Annotated in this window: 15 protein-coding genes; 7 read left to right on the forward strand and 8 right to left on the reverse strand. The window is 63.8% G+C overall.

All coding sequences use genetic code 11. The features are described from left to right. Nucleotides 1–1,212 carry a saccharopine dehydrogenase family protein gene (locus IEW58_RS06900; protein ID WP_188644455.1) on the reverse strand — a complete coding sequence of 404 codons (1,212 nt, stop codon included), beginning with the start codon at nt 1,210–1,212 and terminating at the stop codon, nt 1–3. 257 nt (nt 1,213–1,469) lie between these two features. Between IEW58_RS06900 and IEW58_RS06905 the strand changes: the two genes are divergently transcribed. From IEW58_RS06905 to IEW58_RS06915, 3 genes are all read left to right on the forward strand, one after another. Continuing rightward, nucleotides 1,470–2,432: a threonine ammonia-lyase gene (locus IEW58_RS06905; protein ID WP_188644456.1), complete on the forward strand. Its 963-nt coding sequence runs from the start codon at nt 1,470–1,472 to the stop codon at nt 2,430–2,432. Between the two features lie 66 nt (nt 2,433–2,498). Further along, entirely contained in the window at nt 2,499–2,945 is a 447-nt protein-coding gene (locus tag IEW58_RS06910) for an MAPEG family protein (RefSeq protein WP_188644457.1), read from the forward strand. After that, complete coding sequence (locus IEW58_RS06915; RefSeq protein WP_188644458.1) at nt 2,942–3,376, forward strand: MAPEG family protein; 435 nt, start codon at nt 2,942–2,944, stop codon at nt 3,374–3,376. Before IEW58_RS06910 ends, IEW58_RS06915 begins: the two co-directional genes overlap by 4 nt. Before the next feature lies 1 nt (nt 3,377). Here the strand turns inward: IEW58_RS06915 and trxB are convergent, their stop codons facing one another. The 7 genes from trxB to IEW58_RS06950 form a co-directional block, all read right to left on the reverse strand. Then, nucleotides 3,378–4,355 carry a thioredoxin-disulfide reductase gene (gene trxB / locus IEW58_RS06920; RefSeq protein ID WP_188644459.1) on the reverse strand — a complete coding sequence of 326 codons (978 nt, stop codon included), beginning with the start codon at nt 4,353–4,355 and terminating at the stop codon, nt 3,378–3,380. 71 nt (nt 4,356–4,426) lie between these two features. After that, nucleotides 4,427–5,203 carry a tyrosine-protein phosphatase gene (locus tag IEW58_RS06925; protein WP_188644460.1) on the reverse strand — a complete coding sequence of 259 codons (777 nt, stop codon included), beginning with the start codon at nt 5,201–5,203 and terminating at the stop codon, nt 4,427–4,429. A gap of 37 nt (nt 5,204–5,240) precedes the next feature. Beyond that, nucleotides 5,241–5,903: a retropepsin-like aspartic protease family protein gene (locus IEW58_RS06930; RefSeq protein ID WP_188644461.1), complete on the reverse strand. Its 663-nt coding sequence runs from the start codon at nt 5,901–5,903 to the stop codon at nt 5,241–5,243. 38 nt (nt 5,904–5,941) lie between these two features. Next, nucleotides 5,942–6,928 (reverse strand): L-histidine N(alpha)-methyltransferase, encoded by a 987-nt coding sequence (gene egtD, locus IEW58_RS06935; RefSeq protein WP_188644462.1) that lies wholly within the window; start codon nt 6,926–6,928, stop codon nt 5,942–5,944. Then, on the reverse strand, nt 6,928–8,166 hold the full coding sequence (egtB, locus tag IEW58_RS06940) for an ergothioneine biosynthesis protein EgtB (RefSeq protein ID WP_188645704.1): 1,239 nt from the start codon (nt 8,164–8,166) through the stop codon (nt 6,928–6,930). Before egtB ends, egtD begins: the two co-directional genes overlap by 1 nt. Nucleotides 8,167–8,336: 170 nt before the next feature. Next, nucleotides 8,337–9,710: a class II 3-deoxy-7-phosphoheptulonate synthase gene (locus IEW58_RS06945; protein WP_188644463.1), complete on the reverse strand. Its 1,374-nt coding sequence runs from the start codon at nt 9,708–9,710 to the stop codon at nt 8,337–8,339. A gap of 84 nt (nt 9,711–9,794) precedes the next feature. Further along, nucleotides 9,795–12,728, reverse strand: a complete 2,934-nt coding sequence (locus tag IEW58_RS06950) for a M16 family metallopeptidase (protein ID WP_188644464.1) — start codon at nt 12,726–12,728, stop codon at nt 9,795–9,797. A 107-nt stretch (nt 12,729–12,835) separates the two neighbouring features. Here IEW58_RS06950 and IEW58_RS06955 point away from each other — a divergent pair, with 107 nt between their 5' ends. From IEW58_RS06955 to IEW58_RS06970, 4 genes are read left to right on the forward strand one after another with little or no spacing between them, the layout of a single operon-like run. Continuing rightward, on the forward strand, nt 12,836–13,414 hold the full coding sequence (locus IEW58_RS06955) for a NifU family protein (protein ID WP_188644465.1): 579 nt from the start codon (nt 12,836–12,838) through the stop codon (nt 13,412–13,414). A 10-nt stretch (nt 13,415–13,424) separates the two neighbouring features. Next, nucleotides 13,425–14,033 (forward strand): malonic semialdehyde reductase, encoded by a 609-nt coding sequence (locus tag IEW58_RS06960; protein ID WP_188644466.1) that lies wholly within the window; start codon nt 13,425–13,427, stop codon nt 14,031–14,033. A 42-nt stretch (nt 14,034–14,075) separates the two neighbouring features. Further along, nucleotides 14,076–14,708 (forward strand): tRNA (adenosine(37)-N6)-threonylcarbamoyltransferase complex dimerization subunit type 1 TsaB, encoded by a 633-nt coding sequence (gene tsaB, locus IEW58_RS06965; RefSeq protein ID WP_188644467.1) that lies wholly within the window; start codon nt 14,076–14,078, stop codon nt 14,706–14,708. Next, entirely contained in the window at nt 14,705–15,175 is a 471-nt protein-coding gene (locus IEW58_RS06970; protein WP_188644468.1) for a GNAT family N-acetyltransferase, read from the forward strand. Before tsaB ends, IEW58_RS06970 begins: the two co-directional genes overlap by 4 nt. Nucleotides 15,176–15,189 lie beyond the last annotated feature (14 nt).

Consider the following 15,189-nt stretch of genomic DNA (forward strand, 5'->3'; position numbering starts at 1 on the left):
TCAGAATTCCACAGGGGCCGCGAGTTCTTCGACGGTCCAGGGCAGGCCATCCGAATTGAGCATGTCCATGAACGGATCGGGGTCCATTTCCTCCATGTTGAAGACGCCCTCGCCTGACCATTTGCCGGTCACCATCATCGCGCTGCCGATCATCGCGGGCACGCCCGTGGTATAGCTTACCGCCTGATTTCCGGTTTCCTCGTAGGCCGCTTCGTGGCTGCAGATATTCTTGATGTAGAATGTCTTCTCGCCCGACCCGTCCAGCGCCTCGCCGGTAGCGATCACGCCGATGTTGGTGTTCCCCTTGGTCGTCTCGCCCAAGGTTTCCGGCTTGGGCAGCACGGCGGCGAGGAACTGGAGCGGAATGATATCCTTCCCCTGATAGCGGATCGGCTCGATCGAGGTCATGCCGACGTTCTGGAGCACGGTGAGGTGCGTGATGTAGGCATCGCCGAATGTCATCCAGAAGCGTGCCCGTTCGAGCTCAGGAACAAACCGGGCGAGGCTTTCCAGCTCTTCGTGATACATGAGATACATGTTCTTCGGGCCGACCGCTTCGAAGTCGAAGTTGACCTTGTTCGACATTGCAGGAGTCTCGACCCACTCGCCGTTCTCCCAGTGACGGGCGGGCGCAGTCACCTCGCGGATGTTGATTTCCGGATTGAAGTTGGTCGCGAAATGCTGGCCATGATCGCCGCCGTTGCAGTCGAGAATGTCGAGCTGGCGAATGGTCTTCAGCTTGTGCTTCTTGAGCCACATCGTGAACACGCTCGTCACGCCCGGATCGAAGCCGGAGCCGAGCAGCGCCATTAGCCCCGCTTCCTTGAACCGGTCGTGGTAGGCCCACTGCCACTTGTATTCGAACTTCGCCTCGTCCTTGGGCTCGTAGTTGGCGGTGTCGAGATAGTTCACGCCGGCTTCCAGGCAGGCGTCCATGATCGGCAGATCCTGGTACGGCAGCGCCAGGTTGACCACGAGACTGGGGTTCACCTTGCGGATGAGGTTGACCATCGCCGGCACTTCTTCAGCGTCGATGGAATAGGTCTGCACGTCCCGGCCGGTGCGCTCCTTCACCGAAGCGGCGATGGCATCGCACTTCGACTTAGTCCGGCTGGCGAGGTGTATGTCGGTGAAAATCTCCGCATTCATCGCCATTTTGTGCACGCAGACCGAGCTGACTCCGCCCGCACCGATTACCAGGACTGTCGACATTTCTACTCCGCTTGAACTCGCTCCGCCTTCCGGCGGAAGATTGACGGTGCCCCCATAGGACAATGCGCCAGACGGGCAAGGCGGTCCGGCTTTTTGCCTTTCCTACCCCGCGGTTGTTCGGGCAAGCTTTCAGGCATGCCGCTTGTTCATACTTTTCGCCCGCGTCTATCGCATCTGAGAAGCCCGTTGCACGCGCCGCTTCCCGACTCCAGGACTGTGGTCCAAGTGGTCCACGCTTCAGCTCGGGGGACCTGAACATGAATGAATCTCCCCAGCGCCGGCCGACCCGCGCGGGCGTACTTCGCGCCGCCGAGAAGATCGCGGTCATCCTTCCGCCTACTCCATTGCTACCGCTTGAAATCCACGGCGTCCGCCTGTGGGCGAAAGCAGAAAATCTGCAGCCTATCGGCGCCTTCAAGATCCGCGGCGGGTGGCACAGGCTGAGCGACATGACTCCCGAAGAACGCGAGCGCGGCGTGGTCGCGGTCTCGAGTGGCAACCATGCGCAGGGCATCGCCTGGGCTGCGCGCGAGCTCGGCATCCGGGCGACGATCGTGATGCCGCATAATGCCCCGCGGGTGAAACTGGACGCCACTCGCGCAATGGGGGCGGAAGTTGTCCTTTACAAGCGACCGCGCGAGGATCGCGACGCCGTCGCCGCGAAGATCGTCGAGGAACGCGGCGCCGTGCTCGCCCACGCCTTCGGCGATCCCTGGGTGATCGAAGGGCAGGGAAGCGCGGGCATCGAGATAGCCGCCCAGCTTGGACGCCAGCCGACTCGCATCGTTGCGCCCTGTGGCGGTGGGGGGCTGGCTGCGGGCCTCGCGCTGGCCTGCCCGGAGAGCCGGGTCATCCCCGTCGAGCCGGAGGGATGGGACTCCGTCGGTCAGTCCCTGGCAGCCGGTGAGGTGCGCGCCATCGGCAGTGATGCTCCTCTTACCATCTGCGATTCGCTCCAGCCCTTGGCGACGAGGCAGATGAACCTCGATGTGCTCGCCGACCGCTCGGAACCGGGGGTTACCGTGACGGACGCCGAGGTGCGGCGGGCTCAGCGTTTCGCTTTCTCGAAACTGAAGCTCGTCGTCGAGCCAGGGGGAGCTGCCGCCCTCGCCGCCGCAATCGCCGGGAAGGTTACGCTCGACGAGAACACGGTGATCATGCTCACGGGAGGTAACACTGATGCCGCATCGTTCGCCGAGATGCTCAGCGGCTCGGACTGACCTCAAGGTTTGACAAGCGACATCGACGCCCGCAGGTTGGCGCGGGGCCCAATGGGGGATTAATCGATGCTGGCACAAATGCTCGCACCGGCGGCAGTGCTGGTCGCTTGGACGCTGATCATGCTCATGTGGGCCGCGGGCACGCGCCTGCCGGCACTCGCGAAGATGGGCGGGCTCAAGAACGCCAAGCCCGGCGGACGCGGGCAGGATCTAGAGGGCGTTCTCGAAGACCGGATCAATTGGAAATCGCACAATTATTCGCACCTCGTCGAACAGCCGACGCTGTTCTACGCGGTGTCGCTGATCATCGCCCTGCTCGGTCCCGATCCGACCAGCGTCCTGATTGCCTGGATCTACGTGGCAGTCCGCATAGTCCACTCGCTGTGGCAGGCTCTGGTGAACGTCGTCTCCGTGCGCTTCATTCTCTTCCTGATCTCCACGATAGCGCTGATCGTGCTGGCGATCCGCGCCCTTTCGCTGACCCTTTTCGCTGACCCGATGGTGCTCCAATGATCGGCATGGAAATCCTCAAACCCGTCGTCGCGCTGCTTGCGTGGACGATGATCATGTGGGTGTGGATGTACGCAACCCGCATCCCCGCTATCGGCAAGCTGCCCAAGGATGGTGGTCCCGATGCGGACGTCGGCTGGACGGGCGCGAAGCTCGAAGGGCTCTTGCCGCCGAGCGTTCAGTGGAAAGCGCACAACTACAACCACCTGCACGAAGCGCCCACACTGTTCTATGCGGTGGCGCTGGTGCTGGCCGTCATCGGCCAGGGAGATGGCCTCAATGCAACCTTGGCATGGGTCTATGTCGGCCTGCGAGTGGTACACTCGATCTGGCAGGCGACGGTGAACAAGGTCGCTGTGCGGTTCCTTTTGTTCGCCCTGTCGAGCCTCGCGCTCCTGATTCTCATCGTCCACGCTGCACTGGCGGTGTTCTGACCTACCAGGTGCTTTCGGGCACCTGTTCCTTTTCGAACTTGCTCGTGGCGAGAAACCGTTCGGCATCTAATGCTGCCATGCACCCGGTGCCCGCAGCGGTCACCGCCTGGCGGTAAGTGTGGTCCATCACGTCGCCGCAGGCGAACACGCCAGGGATTGCCGTCTTCGGCGTGCCGGGCTCCACGAGCAGATAGCCTCCGTCGTCCATCGCCAGCTTTTTCTTGAAGAGCTCGGTGGACGGCGCGTGGCCAATGGCGACGAACGCGCCATCGCAGTGGAAGGCGCTCATATCGCCCGAAACCGTGTCCTTGAGCGAGAGATGGGTCAGACCGCCCGCAAGCGGGTCGCCCTCGAAGCTTTCCACGACCTTGTTCCACAGGACCTTGATCTTCGGATGCCTGAACAGCCGTTCCTGCAGGATGCGTTCGGCGCGCAGTGAATCGCGGCGATGGATGAGAGTGACGTCGTCGGAGTGGTTGGTGAGATAGAGCGCTTCCTCAACCGCGGTGTTGCCGCCGCCGATTACCGCGACCTTCTTGCCCCGATAGAAGAACCCATCGCAGGTGGCGCAGGCCGAAACGCCCTTGCCGCCGAGTTCCATCTCGCCAGGAACACCGAGCCAGCGCGCCTGCGCGCCGGTGGCGATCACGAGCGTCTCACCTTCATAGACGTCGCCGCTGTCGCCGACGGCGCGGAAAGGCGAGCCGTTCTCGAGGTCGACCGAGACGATCGTATCCCACATCATGCGCGTGCCGACATGCTCGGCCTGGGCCTGCATTTCCTGCATCAGCCACGGGCCCTGCACCACGTCGCGAAAACCGGGATAGTTCTCGACATCGGTCGTGATGGTGAGCTGGCCACCGGGCTGGAGGCCCTGCACCACGATCGGCTCCATCATCGCGCGCGCACCGTAGATCGCCGCCGAGAGCCCGGCAGGGCCCGAGCCGATTATGAGCATGCGTGTCTTGTGGGTAGCCATGGTTCCTCCGTCAGCGCGCGAGATAGGAGGGCTGGCCGGCGAAATCGAGTCGGTCCATCCCACTATCCCCGTCAGGCGATGAACTTCGCCCGCAGCCGGTCGCGCAGATCGTCGCCCACACCCACCTTGCTAGCCAACCAGGCGTCCAGCGAGCCCGCTATCTCAGTGGCCGTTTCGTGGAACCGGGCGAGGTAATCCTCGTGCACCTCGAGCAGCGCACGCACCGACTCATCGTCCATCTTCCGCCCCAGCCGCGCTTCCATACCGGGCACCGATTGCGCGCGCAGGACGTGCAGCGTCGGCGATTTGTTGGTCAGGAGGAATTCCTCCAGCTGGTCCTCCTCGGAAACGCCGAGAATGTGCAGCAGCAGCGTGGCGGCGATGCCGGTCCGATCCTTGCCCGCAAAGCAATGCACCAGGCTCGCGCCCTCGCGGTCGGCCAGCGCCTGCAGATAGCGGCCGAACATCGCGTGCATCGCGGGGTTGTCCGGCATCCGGGTGTATACCGCCAGCATGCGGTCGCGCGCGTATTGTGCGGTGGTGACATCCGGACCGATGTCCATGTGCGGCGGGCTGGAAGTCGTCTCGCCTTCGTGCGCGATAACCTCGCCCTGCCACCCGTCATGGCGACGGCAGGGGTTCATTTCGCGCTCGGTAATTCCGCGCAGGTCGATCACCGTACGAATGTCCAGTCGCGACAGAACAGCAAGGTCCGCATCGGTTGCGGCGACGTGCTGGCCTGAGCGATAGAGCAACCCGCGGCGAACCGAACCCCCGTCGGCACGATAGCCGCCATAGTCACGGAAGTTGTGGATGCCTTCGAACTGGAGCGGAGCCTGCGATGTCATGCCCCGGCCCTGCCAGCGCGGACGCCGTGGAGCAAGCTCAGGCGGCCGGTTGCGGGTTGTGCGGCACCAGGATCAGCGTGTTTCCTTCCACGCGCCATGACGCCAGCCGCGATAGCAGGTTCATGCCGATCACATTCGTCCTGCCTATGTTGGGGGCGATTACCGCATCGAGACCGCCGGCCTTCACATTGCCGAAGCGCAATGCGTCAATGGTGGTAAGGTCCGCCGAAACCACCCCATTGGCTGTCGATATGCGCACCGGAACCCCACCTGTCCGTGGTTCCAGACCAGCTTCATCGGCAAGCGGAACCGACACCGCCGTCAGGGTCGCACCGGTGTCAACGAGAAACGCTGCGGCCGTGCCGTTGACGGTGGCCTGGATCCAGAAATGGCCGTCGGGTGCCAGGGGCACGCGCGTCTCGCCGCCGGACACGGTCTGTTGCGGAAGGCCGAGCTCCGGGACTGCGATGTCGAGCCGAGGATCGAACCGCGAGACCTGAAGCATCACGACGACCAGGATCGCCGCAAGCGCGACCGTGCAAGTGGTGGCAAGCGTCCGACCCACCCGCGAGTAGCGGCGGGCGACGACCGTCCCGAGCATGCTGCCGAGAACCGCGAGTACGGTCGCGACCAGCAAACCCGAGCGCGGAATCTCGCGGATGATTTCGCTCGCCGCCTGCCAGGTTGTCTGCACGTCCATATGGTCAGGCTAACATATGGTCGCTTTCCCCGTCATGACTAGGGCGCGCTCCGCGGGACCGTGGCATCCGCCAGCACCAGCGAGAACCGCTCTTGCCGATCGAGCCACCAATGGCGCGGGGTCCAGCCGCCGGCGAGCAGGAGCGTGTTGCTGCTGCGGCGGGAAAATTTATGACTGTTTTCGGTATGGATGGTCTCGCCTTCCGTCATCGCGAACCGGCGGGCCGATACCACGAATTCGATTGTGCGAGTTGCCTCGAGATGCATCTCAATGCGGGCGAATTCGTCGTTCCAGCGGGCTACGTGGCGCAAGTCCTCGATCGGGATGGTACCGCCCAGTTCCCGATTGATGCGGGCGGCAAGGTTCAGGTTGAAGCGAGCCGTCACCCCTTGCGAATCGTCATATGCAGCCGTCAGCACCTTGGGATCCTTGATCAGGTCCATCCCGATCAGGAGCTGGCTTCCCTCTCCAAGCGTGGCGCGCATGGTGCGCAGCAGGTCGACGGCGGTGCGGGCGACCATGTTGCCGATAGTCGAGCCTGGGAAGAACCCGAGCTTGGGCATCGCGGTAACATCGGCGGGCAATTGCACCTGCCTCATAAAATCCGCTTCCACCGGGAAAACCGGAAGATTCGGAAACTGGGCCGCGAGCGCGTCGGCCGAAGCCCTTAGGAAATCGCCGGCGATGTCGAGGGGCACGTATGCCGCCGGATCGATGCAGCCCAGCAGGAGCGGGGTCTTGACCGAGCTGCCCGAACCGAACTCCACGACCGCGGTCCCAGGCCCGATCAACCCGCCAAACTCGTCGCACCGCTCCGTCAGGATCTCGGTTTCTGCGCGAGTGGGGTAGTATTCCGGCAGCCCGGTAATCTGCTCGAACAGATCGGAACCGATATCGTCATAGAACCAGCGCGCGGGAATAGCCTTCTGAGGCTCGGACAACCCCTGCAACACGTCGGCGCGAAACGCCGTATCCACTCCGTCCGAATCCAGGTTTACGAGGGTGAGACCTTTTCGTGCGGGCATCAGGCGTCCTTTGCCAGGCGCAGGCCGGTGAATTGCCAGCGGTGGTGGGGATAGAAGAAGTTGCGGTAGGTGGAGCGCGAATGACCCCGCGGTGTCGCGCAACTGGCGCCTTTCAGCACGAACTGCCCCGACATGAACTTGCCGTTGTATTCGCCCACTGCACCTTCCGCGGCGCGGAAGCGTGGATACGGCAGGTAAGCCGAGCGTGTGAACTGCCAGCAGTCGCCGAACAATTCTCCTGTTCCTTGCGGGAGCGGCGGCCCTGCCCGGTCGAGTTGATTGCCGGCCAGCGCGTCGCGCGTCGCGGCTGCGGCCTCCCATTCGAATTCGGTCGGCAGGCGGGCACCGGCCCAGCATGCGAACGCGTCGGCCTCGTAATACGAGATATGCGTCACAGGAGCTTGCTCGTCCCGCTTCTGCCATCCGCAATGGGTGAACGCCTCATCGCCGCGCCAGTAAAGCGGCCCGGCGATGCCTTCTCGTTGAACCCATGCCCACCCGTCGGACAGCCAAAGCGACGGCGCGCGATATCCACCGTCGTCGATGAATGCCCGCCACTCACCATTGGTGACCAGATCGTCTGCCAGTGCGAACGGCTCGAGAAGCACGCGATGGCGCGGACATTCGTTGTCGAAGGCAAAGCCCGGGCCGCGATGACCGATAGGTGTGATGCCACCGGGATGTTCAGACCAGTTCCCCTTTCCGGCACTCCGGTGCGGTATCTCCGGATGCTCTGTCCACATCGAAGGCCCAAGCGGATTCTGGAACAGCGCGTGCTTTATGTCCGTCAGCAGCAACTCCTGGTGCTGCTGTTCGTGCGCGATGCCCAATTCGATCAGGTCGCCCAGTTCCTCGCGTCCGAAAAGGGGTGCCATCGCCTGCGTGACATGCTCGCGCCAAGTGAGGATGTCGGCAAGCGATGGCCTCGCGAGCATCCCTCGCCTGCTGCGCGCATGCCGCTCTCCCTCGGCTTCATAATAGGAATTGAACAGGTAGGGCCAATCCTCGCGCCACAACCGGTAACCAGTCAGGTGATCGCGAAGGAGGAATGTTTCCCAGAACCATGTCGTGTGCGCCAGATGCCATTTGGTAGGGCTGGCATCGTCCATTGACTGGATGGTGGCGTCAGCGTCGCTGAGCGGTGCCGCAAGTGCTTCACTCAACGTCCGCGCGGCGATGAAGCGCGCTGCCAGGTCCTCGCTGGCGTCGAGAGCCCGTTGGGGGGCAAATTGAGGTATTGCAGGTCTCCTTCGCCGCTGCTGGGCATGATGACCTGCCAAGGCCCCGAGTCAAAGACTCAATTGGGCTCGCCTTGTTTCCATCCTAACGTTCGGCAGCCGTTCAGTCTGACGCTGCAGCGGTTATCTGCCGCGCCTTCCCCGATCGCCTGAAGACCATCCGAAGCCGGCTAGGCTGCGTCCGCCTGGCGCGTCCCTGCCTCCAGGTTAAGCATTTCCGCCAGCAGGAAAGCCAGCTCCAGCGATTGCGCGGCGTTGAGACGCGGATCGCAATGGGTGTGATAGCGGTCCCCCAGTGCTTCGTGGCTGATGGCAACCGCTCCGCCTACGCATTCGGTGACGTCCTGCCCGGTCATTTCGATATGAATGCCGCCAGCGTGCGTACCTTCGGCGCGATGGACCGCGAAGAAGCCCTTCACCTCGCGCAAGATGCGATCGAACGGCCGGGTCTTGAAGCCGCTGTTCGACTTTATGACATTGCCATGCATCGGATCGCAGCTCCACACGACGGGGTGCCCCTCGCGCTGAACCGCGCGGACGAGCGGCGGCAGCCCCGCTTCCACCTTGTCGTCGCCGAAACGGCTTATCAGCGTCATTCGGCCCGGTTCGCGTCCGGGATTGAGCGTATCGAGCAGGCGCAGCAGATCGTCGGGCGCGAGGCTCGGTCCGCACTTCATGCCGATCGGGTTGCCAATCCCGCGGCAGAACTCGACGTGCGCGCTGCCGGGAAACCGGGTGCGGTCGCCGATCCACAGCATGTGCGCCGAGCAATCGTACCAGTCGCCGGTGAGGCTGTCCTGGCGGGTGAGCGCCTGCTCGTATGGCAGAAGCAGCGCCTCGTGGCTGGTGTAGAAACTGGTGCGCTCAAGCTGGGGAAGCGTCTCGGGATTGATCCCGCACGCCTCCATGAAGTCGAGCGATTCCCCGATCCGGTCCGCGACGTCCTGGAACTTGTCCGCCCACGGGCTCCGTCCCATGAAATCCAGGGTCCAGCGGTGAACCTGCCGCAGATTGGCATAGCCGCCGCCCGCGAACGCGCGCAGCAGGTTGAGGGTGGCCGCAGCCTGCGAATAGGCGCGGACCATCCTCCGGGGATCGTTCGCCCGGCTCTCAGGAGTAAAGTCGATGCCGTTGATGTTATCGCCGAGATAGCTCGGCAAAGTCACGTTCCCCTGCGTCTCGGTCGGCGCGCTGCGCGGCTTGGCGAACTGGCCGGCCATCCGCCCGACTTTCACCACCGGCCGCTTGCTGGCGAAAGTCAACACCACCGCCATCTGCAGCAGCACGCGGAATGTGTCGCGGATGTTATTGGGATGGAACTCGGCGAAGCTTTCCGCGCAATCCCCGCCCTGGAGCAGGAAACCGCGTCCGCCCGCTACTTCGGCGAGATCCGCCTTCAGCGCCCGCGCTTCGCCCGCGAACACCAGCGGGGGAAAATGGGAAAGAGTTGCTTCCGCCTCGGCCAGGGCCGCTTGATCGAGGTAATCCGGCAGGTGCCGCGCTTCGCAAGACTTCCAGCTATCCGGTTTCCACTGATGTGCCACGCATGATCCTTCGGTTCCCCGGCGAAGTAGGCGCTAACCTGCCGGGGAGCAAAGCGCGATAAACTTGGGCGCGCTCAAGCCTGCTTAGCGCGCTCCTGCGGCCGCTCTCTGCACCTTGGTTGCCAATTGCTGCCCCTCGGGGATGACTGCGAGGCGGAACGGCTGCTTTGCAAGGTACTTCGCCGCCAGCGCCTGCATCTTCTGCGGCGTGGTCTGCGTGTAGTCGTTCAGCAGCGACCGGAGCAGGCGAACCCGTTGCGGATCGGTGCTCGCACCTTCGAGCTGCCACAGCCAGAACGTGTTCCCAGTCGATGCACGGCTGATCGACTGCTTGAGCGGCTCCGTAACACGGGCCAGTTCGTCCGCGGTCGGCGGATTGGCGGCCAGATCCCTCGCGATCTCGTCGGTAGCGGCAAAAAACGCCGGGACGTCCTCGGGCCGCACCATCGCAACTGCCGAAATCGAACCGCCCGACCCGATGTCCTCGGGCCAGTCGCTGCTGACCTGCGGAGAATAGCTCGCTCCTGTCCGCTCCCGCATTTCATCGAGAAGGCGATTGTTGAACAGGTCGGTAAGAATCTGAAGCTGGCGCGATTCCGGCAACCCGGCGACACCTGCGCCGCTCGGCCAAGCGATCACTGCGGCTGCCTGGTTGGAGTCGCCGCGGTGGTGAAGGACCGTCGGCGGGCCCGCCGAGGCCACTTTCACCCCCCTTGCCAGCGCCATTGCCGGGATCGGCGCGCGCTGTGGCAGGGCGCCGAAGGTCCGGCCAAGTGCCGCAATTGCCTCGTCGGTCTTGAAGTCACCGAAGATGAGCACTTCCACCGGCCCTTGCTTGAGCAGAGGCTCCCACACCTTGCGGAAGCCTTCGGGCGTGGCGGTATCCAGTTGTGCCGCGTCAGGCGTCGCGAAGCGCGGATCGCGAGCATAGAGCTGGTATTGCAGGTCCCGCTCGAGAACGCCGTTCGGGCTGGTGGCATAGCTTTCGTAAGCCAGTTTCGAAGCGGCCTTGGCGCGCAGCACCGGATTGGCATCCCAGCGCGGTGTCGCCAGCTTGGCGGCGAACAGATAGAGCTGGTCGGCAAGGTCGGCGGCGCGAGTCTGCGCGGTGAAGGTGAACACTCCGTCGTCGATGGCGAAATCGAAGCCCATCTTGCGGCCATTGCTGATCCGGTCGAGTTCGTCTTGCCCGAGCTCTCCGACACCCGAGCCGACCAGCGCGCTTTCGCCCAGCTTGGCGTAAACCGCGTCCTGCGGCGCAAAGGCGCGCCAACCCGATCCGAAGCGGACCTTGACCGTCACCCGGCCCGGCTCGGCGTTGTTGGACCACAACAGCGCTGTCGTCCCGTTGGGGAAGGCCACGCGCTGGATGTCGAGCAGACCGAGAGGCCCGTTGGCCGAGGGTTGCTGTGGCGTTCCGATTGCGGGCAAATCGCCGAAGGAAATGGATTTGGCCGTCAACCGCGCGCTTCCATCTGCCTTGACCGGGGCGAGGAGCGCGCTGCGCAGAGCTTGGGGATCCGCCTCGGAACCATCGGGAGTGACGTAGACCGAGCGGATCACGTCGCCGTCGAACAGCGAGCGCGTATGCGCCAGCACGTTCGCCGGAGTGAATTGGTCCTTCATGCCGCGGAACACCGTCAGCACCGTCTCTGGCGCAGCGACCGTCTCGCGGATGTCGATCGCCTGGACGACATCGTCGGCCAGCTTCGAACCTGCCATGACCGCCCGCTGTTCAACCGAACTGGCGAAGGCGACGTCGAACTCGGCCATTTCCCGCTCGATCTCTTCCTGCGTCGGCGGCTCTGCCAGGGCATCCGCGATCACGGCGCGAACATCGGTGAGCGCAGACTTCCAGTCGTTGGTCAGCGGCGCGAATGTCACGAAGGTTGCGTCCGCCGTGCGGCTCACGTCTTCCTGGTTGACCTGCGCGTAGAGGTAAGAGCCGCCCGCCCGGGCACGCGATTCCAGGCGCCGGTTGATGATCGCCTGGGCAAGCGAGTCGAGCAGCAGTCCCTCGTTATAAACGATCGTATCGTTGACCGGCCGCCAGGGCCGCATGACCGCGTAAGTCAGGCTGCGCGGGAGGTCCGGCTCGACCAGCACTTGCGTTTCGCCCACGGGGTTTTCGCGGCTCGCCCCCGCCGGGGCCTTCGGATCGCCGAAATCGGGCGCCTTGACGTGCGGTCCCACGCCCTTCCAGCCGCCGAAATATCTTTCCACCAAGCCTGCAAGCACCCGTGGGTCGGCGTCCCCTGCGACCACGACGACTGTGTTCTCCGGTCGATACCAGCGGCGGTGAAAGGCTCGCACCGATTCAGCGGTGGCAGCGTTAAGCGTTTCCTCGGTGCCGATCGGCAGCCGGTTGGCAAGGCGCTGGCCGGCGAAGATCGTCTTGCGGCTCTCTTCGGCCACACGCTGCGCCGCGGCGCCGCGCTCGCGCTTTTCCGCAAGCACGATGGGCCGGTCTTCGGCCAAGCCCTTGGCCGACAGAGTCGGCGCCTGGATCATGCCCGACAAGAGCTTGAACACTTCCTCCAGCTTTGCCGGCGTAGCTTCGGGAACGTCCAGCTTATAGACCGTCTGTGTCGGCGAGGTTTCGGCATTGGTGTCGCTGCCGAAAGTCGCGCCTAGCCGCTGGAAAGTCGGGATTGCCGCGCCGTCTGCTAGGTATTTGCTCTCACGGAATGTCATGTGCTCGATCAGGTGGGCGAAACCCTGCTCGGCATCGGTCTCGTGAATCGAGCCAGCGTCGATACGCACGCGGATGGACACCTGCTGCGGAGGAACCCCGTTCTTGCGTACGGCGTAGCGCAGCCCGTTGGGCATCTCGCCAAACAGCCATTCCTTGTCGCGAGGAACGTCGCTGCCGCGATAGATCCACGGGGTGACATTGCCTGTCTGAACGAACTTCGGCGCGGTAGCGGCCTGTTCGTCCTGCGCCGGAAGCGGCGACGCAAGCAGCATGAGCGGAAGCAGGGGCGCGAGGTGCCGGACGGCACGCGGGAGCGATGTCATCCCCCGTCTATAGGGAGTGAGGGAATGAAGGGATAGTGAATGCCCGGCAAGAAACGGCACCGGCTGCCGAACTTGCCCCTTCCCGGTGCACTTCCTACATGGCGCTCATGTTCATCGAGACAGAAACAACGCCCAATCCGGCGACGCTCAAATTCCTGCCCGGCCGTCAGGTGATGCCTGCAGGAACCCGCGAATTCGCGAGCCCCGAAGCGGCCGCATCGAGCCCGTTGGCCGAAGCGCTGTTCGACACCGGTGAGGTTACCGGCGTCTTCTTCGGCGCGGATTTCGTGTCGGTGACGGCTGCTCCCGGCGCTGACTGGAGCCAGCTCAAGCCGCAGGTCGTGGCCGTACTGCTCGATCATTTCGTCTCCGGTGCGCCCCTTTTTGCCGGCGGGGACGCTGGCGGGATCAGCGTGCCGGCAGAGGCCGACCGGATCGTCGAGGAAGACCCCGCCGATGCCGATATCGTCGCCCAGATCAACGAGCTTCTCGAAACGCGTATCCGGCCCGCGGTGGCCAACGATGGCGGCGACATCATCTATCGCGGCTACCGGGACGGCGTGGTTCACCTTCAGATGCAAGGCGCCTGCTCGGGCTGCCCTTCGTCGACCGCTACGCTCAAGCACGGGATCGAAGGGCTTTTGAAGCACTACATCCCAGAAGTCACCGAAGTGCGCGCCGCCTGAAGGACCCGTTTTGAACAAACAATTCCACCATCGTCCGCTGCCGGACGATGCGCTCGAACAGATCTTCCTTGAAGCCCGCACATACAACGGTTGGCTCGACCGCCCGGTCACCGACGAACAGCTACGCGCGATCTGGAACCTGGCACGTATGGGCCCCACTTCGGCCAACATGTTGCCGGCGCGGATCGTCTGGGCAAAGTCGGCAGACGCCAAACAGCGCCTGGCCGAGCTTGCCGGTGGAACCAATCCGGCCAAAATCCTTCAGGCGCCGGTAACCGCCATCATCGGTTACGATATCGACTTTCACGACCAACTGCCGTGGCTCTTTCCGCACACCGATGCGCGAAGCTGGTTCGAAGGAGACGAGCAGGGGCGCGAACTCGCCGCCATTCGCAACTCCTCCTTGCAAGGCGCCTACTTCATCATTGCGGCCCGGGCTCTTGGTCTCGACACGGGACCCATGTCGGGTTTTGATAACGCGAAAGTCGACGCCGCGTTCTTCGCGGATCAGCCCCGCGTCCGATCCAACTTCATCTGTTCGGTCGGGTACGGCGATCCCGCGACAATCTTCGAGCGCAGCCCGCGACCCGACTTCGATACCTTCAATCGCATAGCCTGACCGCTTGCCTAATTGCGCCCCGCCGTGCCATCGGCGGGTGCAATGAGCGGCGAAGCGGCGAAGCGAACACTGGCAATCGAATGCGCTACGGAGGCCTGCTCGGTTGCCTTGCTCGAAGGCGCTGAAGTCGTCGCTTCTTCACATCGCGTACTCGGACGCGGCCACGCCGAACAGCTCGTCCCGATGATAGCCGGTCTGCCCGGCAAAGGTCGTGCTGACCGGATCCTGGTTTCACTCGGTCCGGGCAGCTTCACGGGGGTGCGCATCGGGATCGCCACCGCGCGTGCTCTGGGTCTCGCATGGCAGGCGCCGGTCCTGGGCTATCCCACGCTTGCTCTGGTGGCCGCCATGGCGCTCGCAGGCCGGGATCTGTCTGGGGTTACGGTATGCATGACGGGCGGACATGGCGAGTGGTTCGTGCAGGATTTCGGACCCGGACCAGTGCTGCTTGGGCCTGTACAGTCGCTTGTTCCCGAGGCCGCGGCCGGTCGCAACGGGCGGCTGCCCTTGGCGGGTTCCCAGGCGACCGCCCTTGCCGAACGCCGCGGCGACCATTCCTGGGCCGGGATTACCTTGCCGGACGCGGCGCAAGCCGGCCTCCTGCCGACCGGCATCCTCAGTGAGACCATTTCGCCAATCTATGGTCGCGGACCCGACGCGCGGCTGCCTGGATGACTGACGATCTCGATCGCCTGATGGAAGTCATGGAAGCGGCGTTCGAGCCACAATGGGGCGAAGCGTGGACCAGGCGGCAAGTGAGCGAGTCGCTGGTCTTCCCACACACTCATAGCAGGCTGTTCGGAGAGGACGGGCAGGTGGCACTTCCGGAGCAGCCCGCTGCGGGTTTTACCCTTGTACGCGCCGCACCCGGGGAAGAAGAGTTGTTGCTCATCGCGGTGCATCCCTCCCACCGGGGCAGGGGTCTCGGCAGGCGCCTTCTCGATCAGGTTATTGCAGACGCACGGCAAAGGGGTGCGGAGCGCGTGTTCCTTGAGATGCGGTCGAACAATCCGGCCGAGAGACTCTACCGGGCCGCGGGGTTTGAGCCGATCGGACGGCGAAAGGATTATTATCGCCTTCCAAGTGGAAAAAGATTGGATGCAATTACATTCGTTTGCTTAATAAAAGGCAGTTCCACCTAGGCTCTTTCCTCGCG

The sequence above is a fragment of the Tsuneonella deserti genome, assembly GCF_014644315.1.
Taxonomy (GTDB): Bacteria; Pseudomonadota; Alphaproteobacteria; order Sphingomonadales; family Sphingomonadaceae; genus Tsuneonella; species Tsuneonella deserti.

Coding starts and splice junctions, on each gene's coding strand:
- IEW58_RS06925 (WP_188644460.1), bottom strand. CDS start 5,203: ATGACATCGCAGGCTCCGCTCCAGTTCGAAGGCATCCACAACTTCCGT.
- tsaB (WP_188644467.1), top strand. CDS start 14,076: ATGAGCGGCGAAGCGGCGAAGCGAACACTGGCAATCGAATGCGCTACG.
- IEW58_RS06905 (WP_188644456.1), top strand. CDS start 1,470: ATGAATGAATCTCCCCAGCGCCGGCCGACCCGCGCGGGCGTACTTCGC.
- IEW58_RS06910 (WP_188644457.1), top strand. CDS start 2,499: ATGCTGGCACAAATGCTCGCACCGGCGGCAGTGCTGGTCGCTTGGACG.
- IEW58_RS06950 (WP_188644464.1), bottom strand. CDS start 12,728: ATGACATCGCTCCCGCGTGCCGTCCGGCACCTCGCGCCCCTGCTTCCG.
- IEW58_RS06930 (WP_188644461.1), bottom strand. CDS start 5,903: ATGGACGTGCAGACAACCTGGCAGGCGGCGAGCGAAATCATCCGCGAG.
- IEW58_RS06900 (WP_188644455.1), bottom strand. CDS start 1,212: ATGTCGACAGTCCTGGTAATCGGTGCGGGCGGAGTCAGCTCGGTCTGC.
- trxB (WP_188644459.1), bottom strand. CDS start 4,355: ATGGCTACCCACAAGACACGCATGCTCATAATCGGCTCGGGCCCTGCC.
- IEW58_RS06955 (WP_188644465.1), top strand. CDS start 12,836: ATGTTCATCGAGACAGAAACAACGCCCAATCCGGCGACGCTCAAATTC.
- IEW58_RS06970 (WP_188644468.1), top strand. CDS start 14,705: ATGACTGACGATCTCGATCGCCTGATGGAAGTCATGGAAGCGGCGTTC.
- egtD (WP_188644462.1), bottom strand. CDS start 6,928: ATGCCCGCACGAAAAGGTCTCACCCTCGTAAACCTGGATTCGGACGGA.
- IEW58_RS06915 (WP_188644458.1), top strand. CDS start 2,942: ATGATCGGCATGGAAATCCTCAAACCCGTCGTCGCGCTGCTTGCGTGG.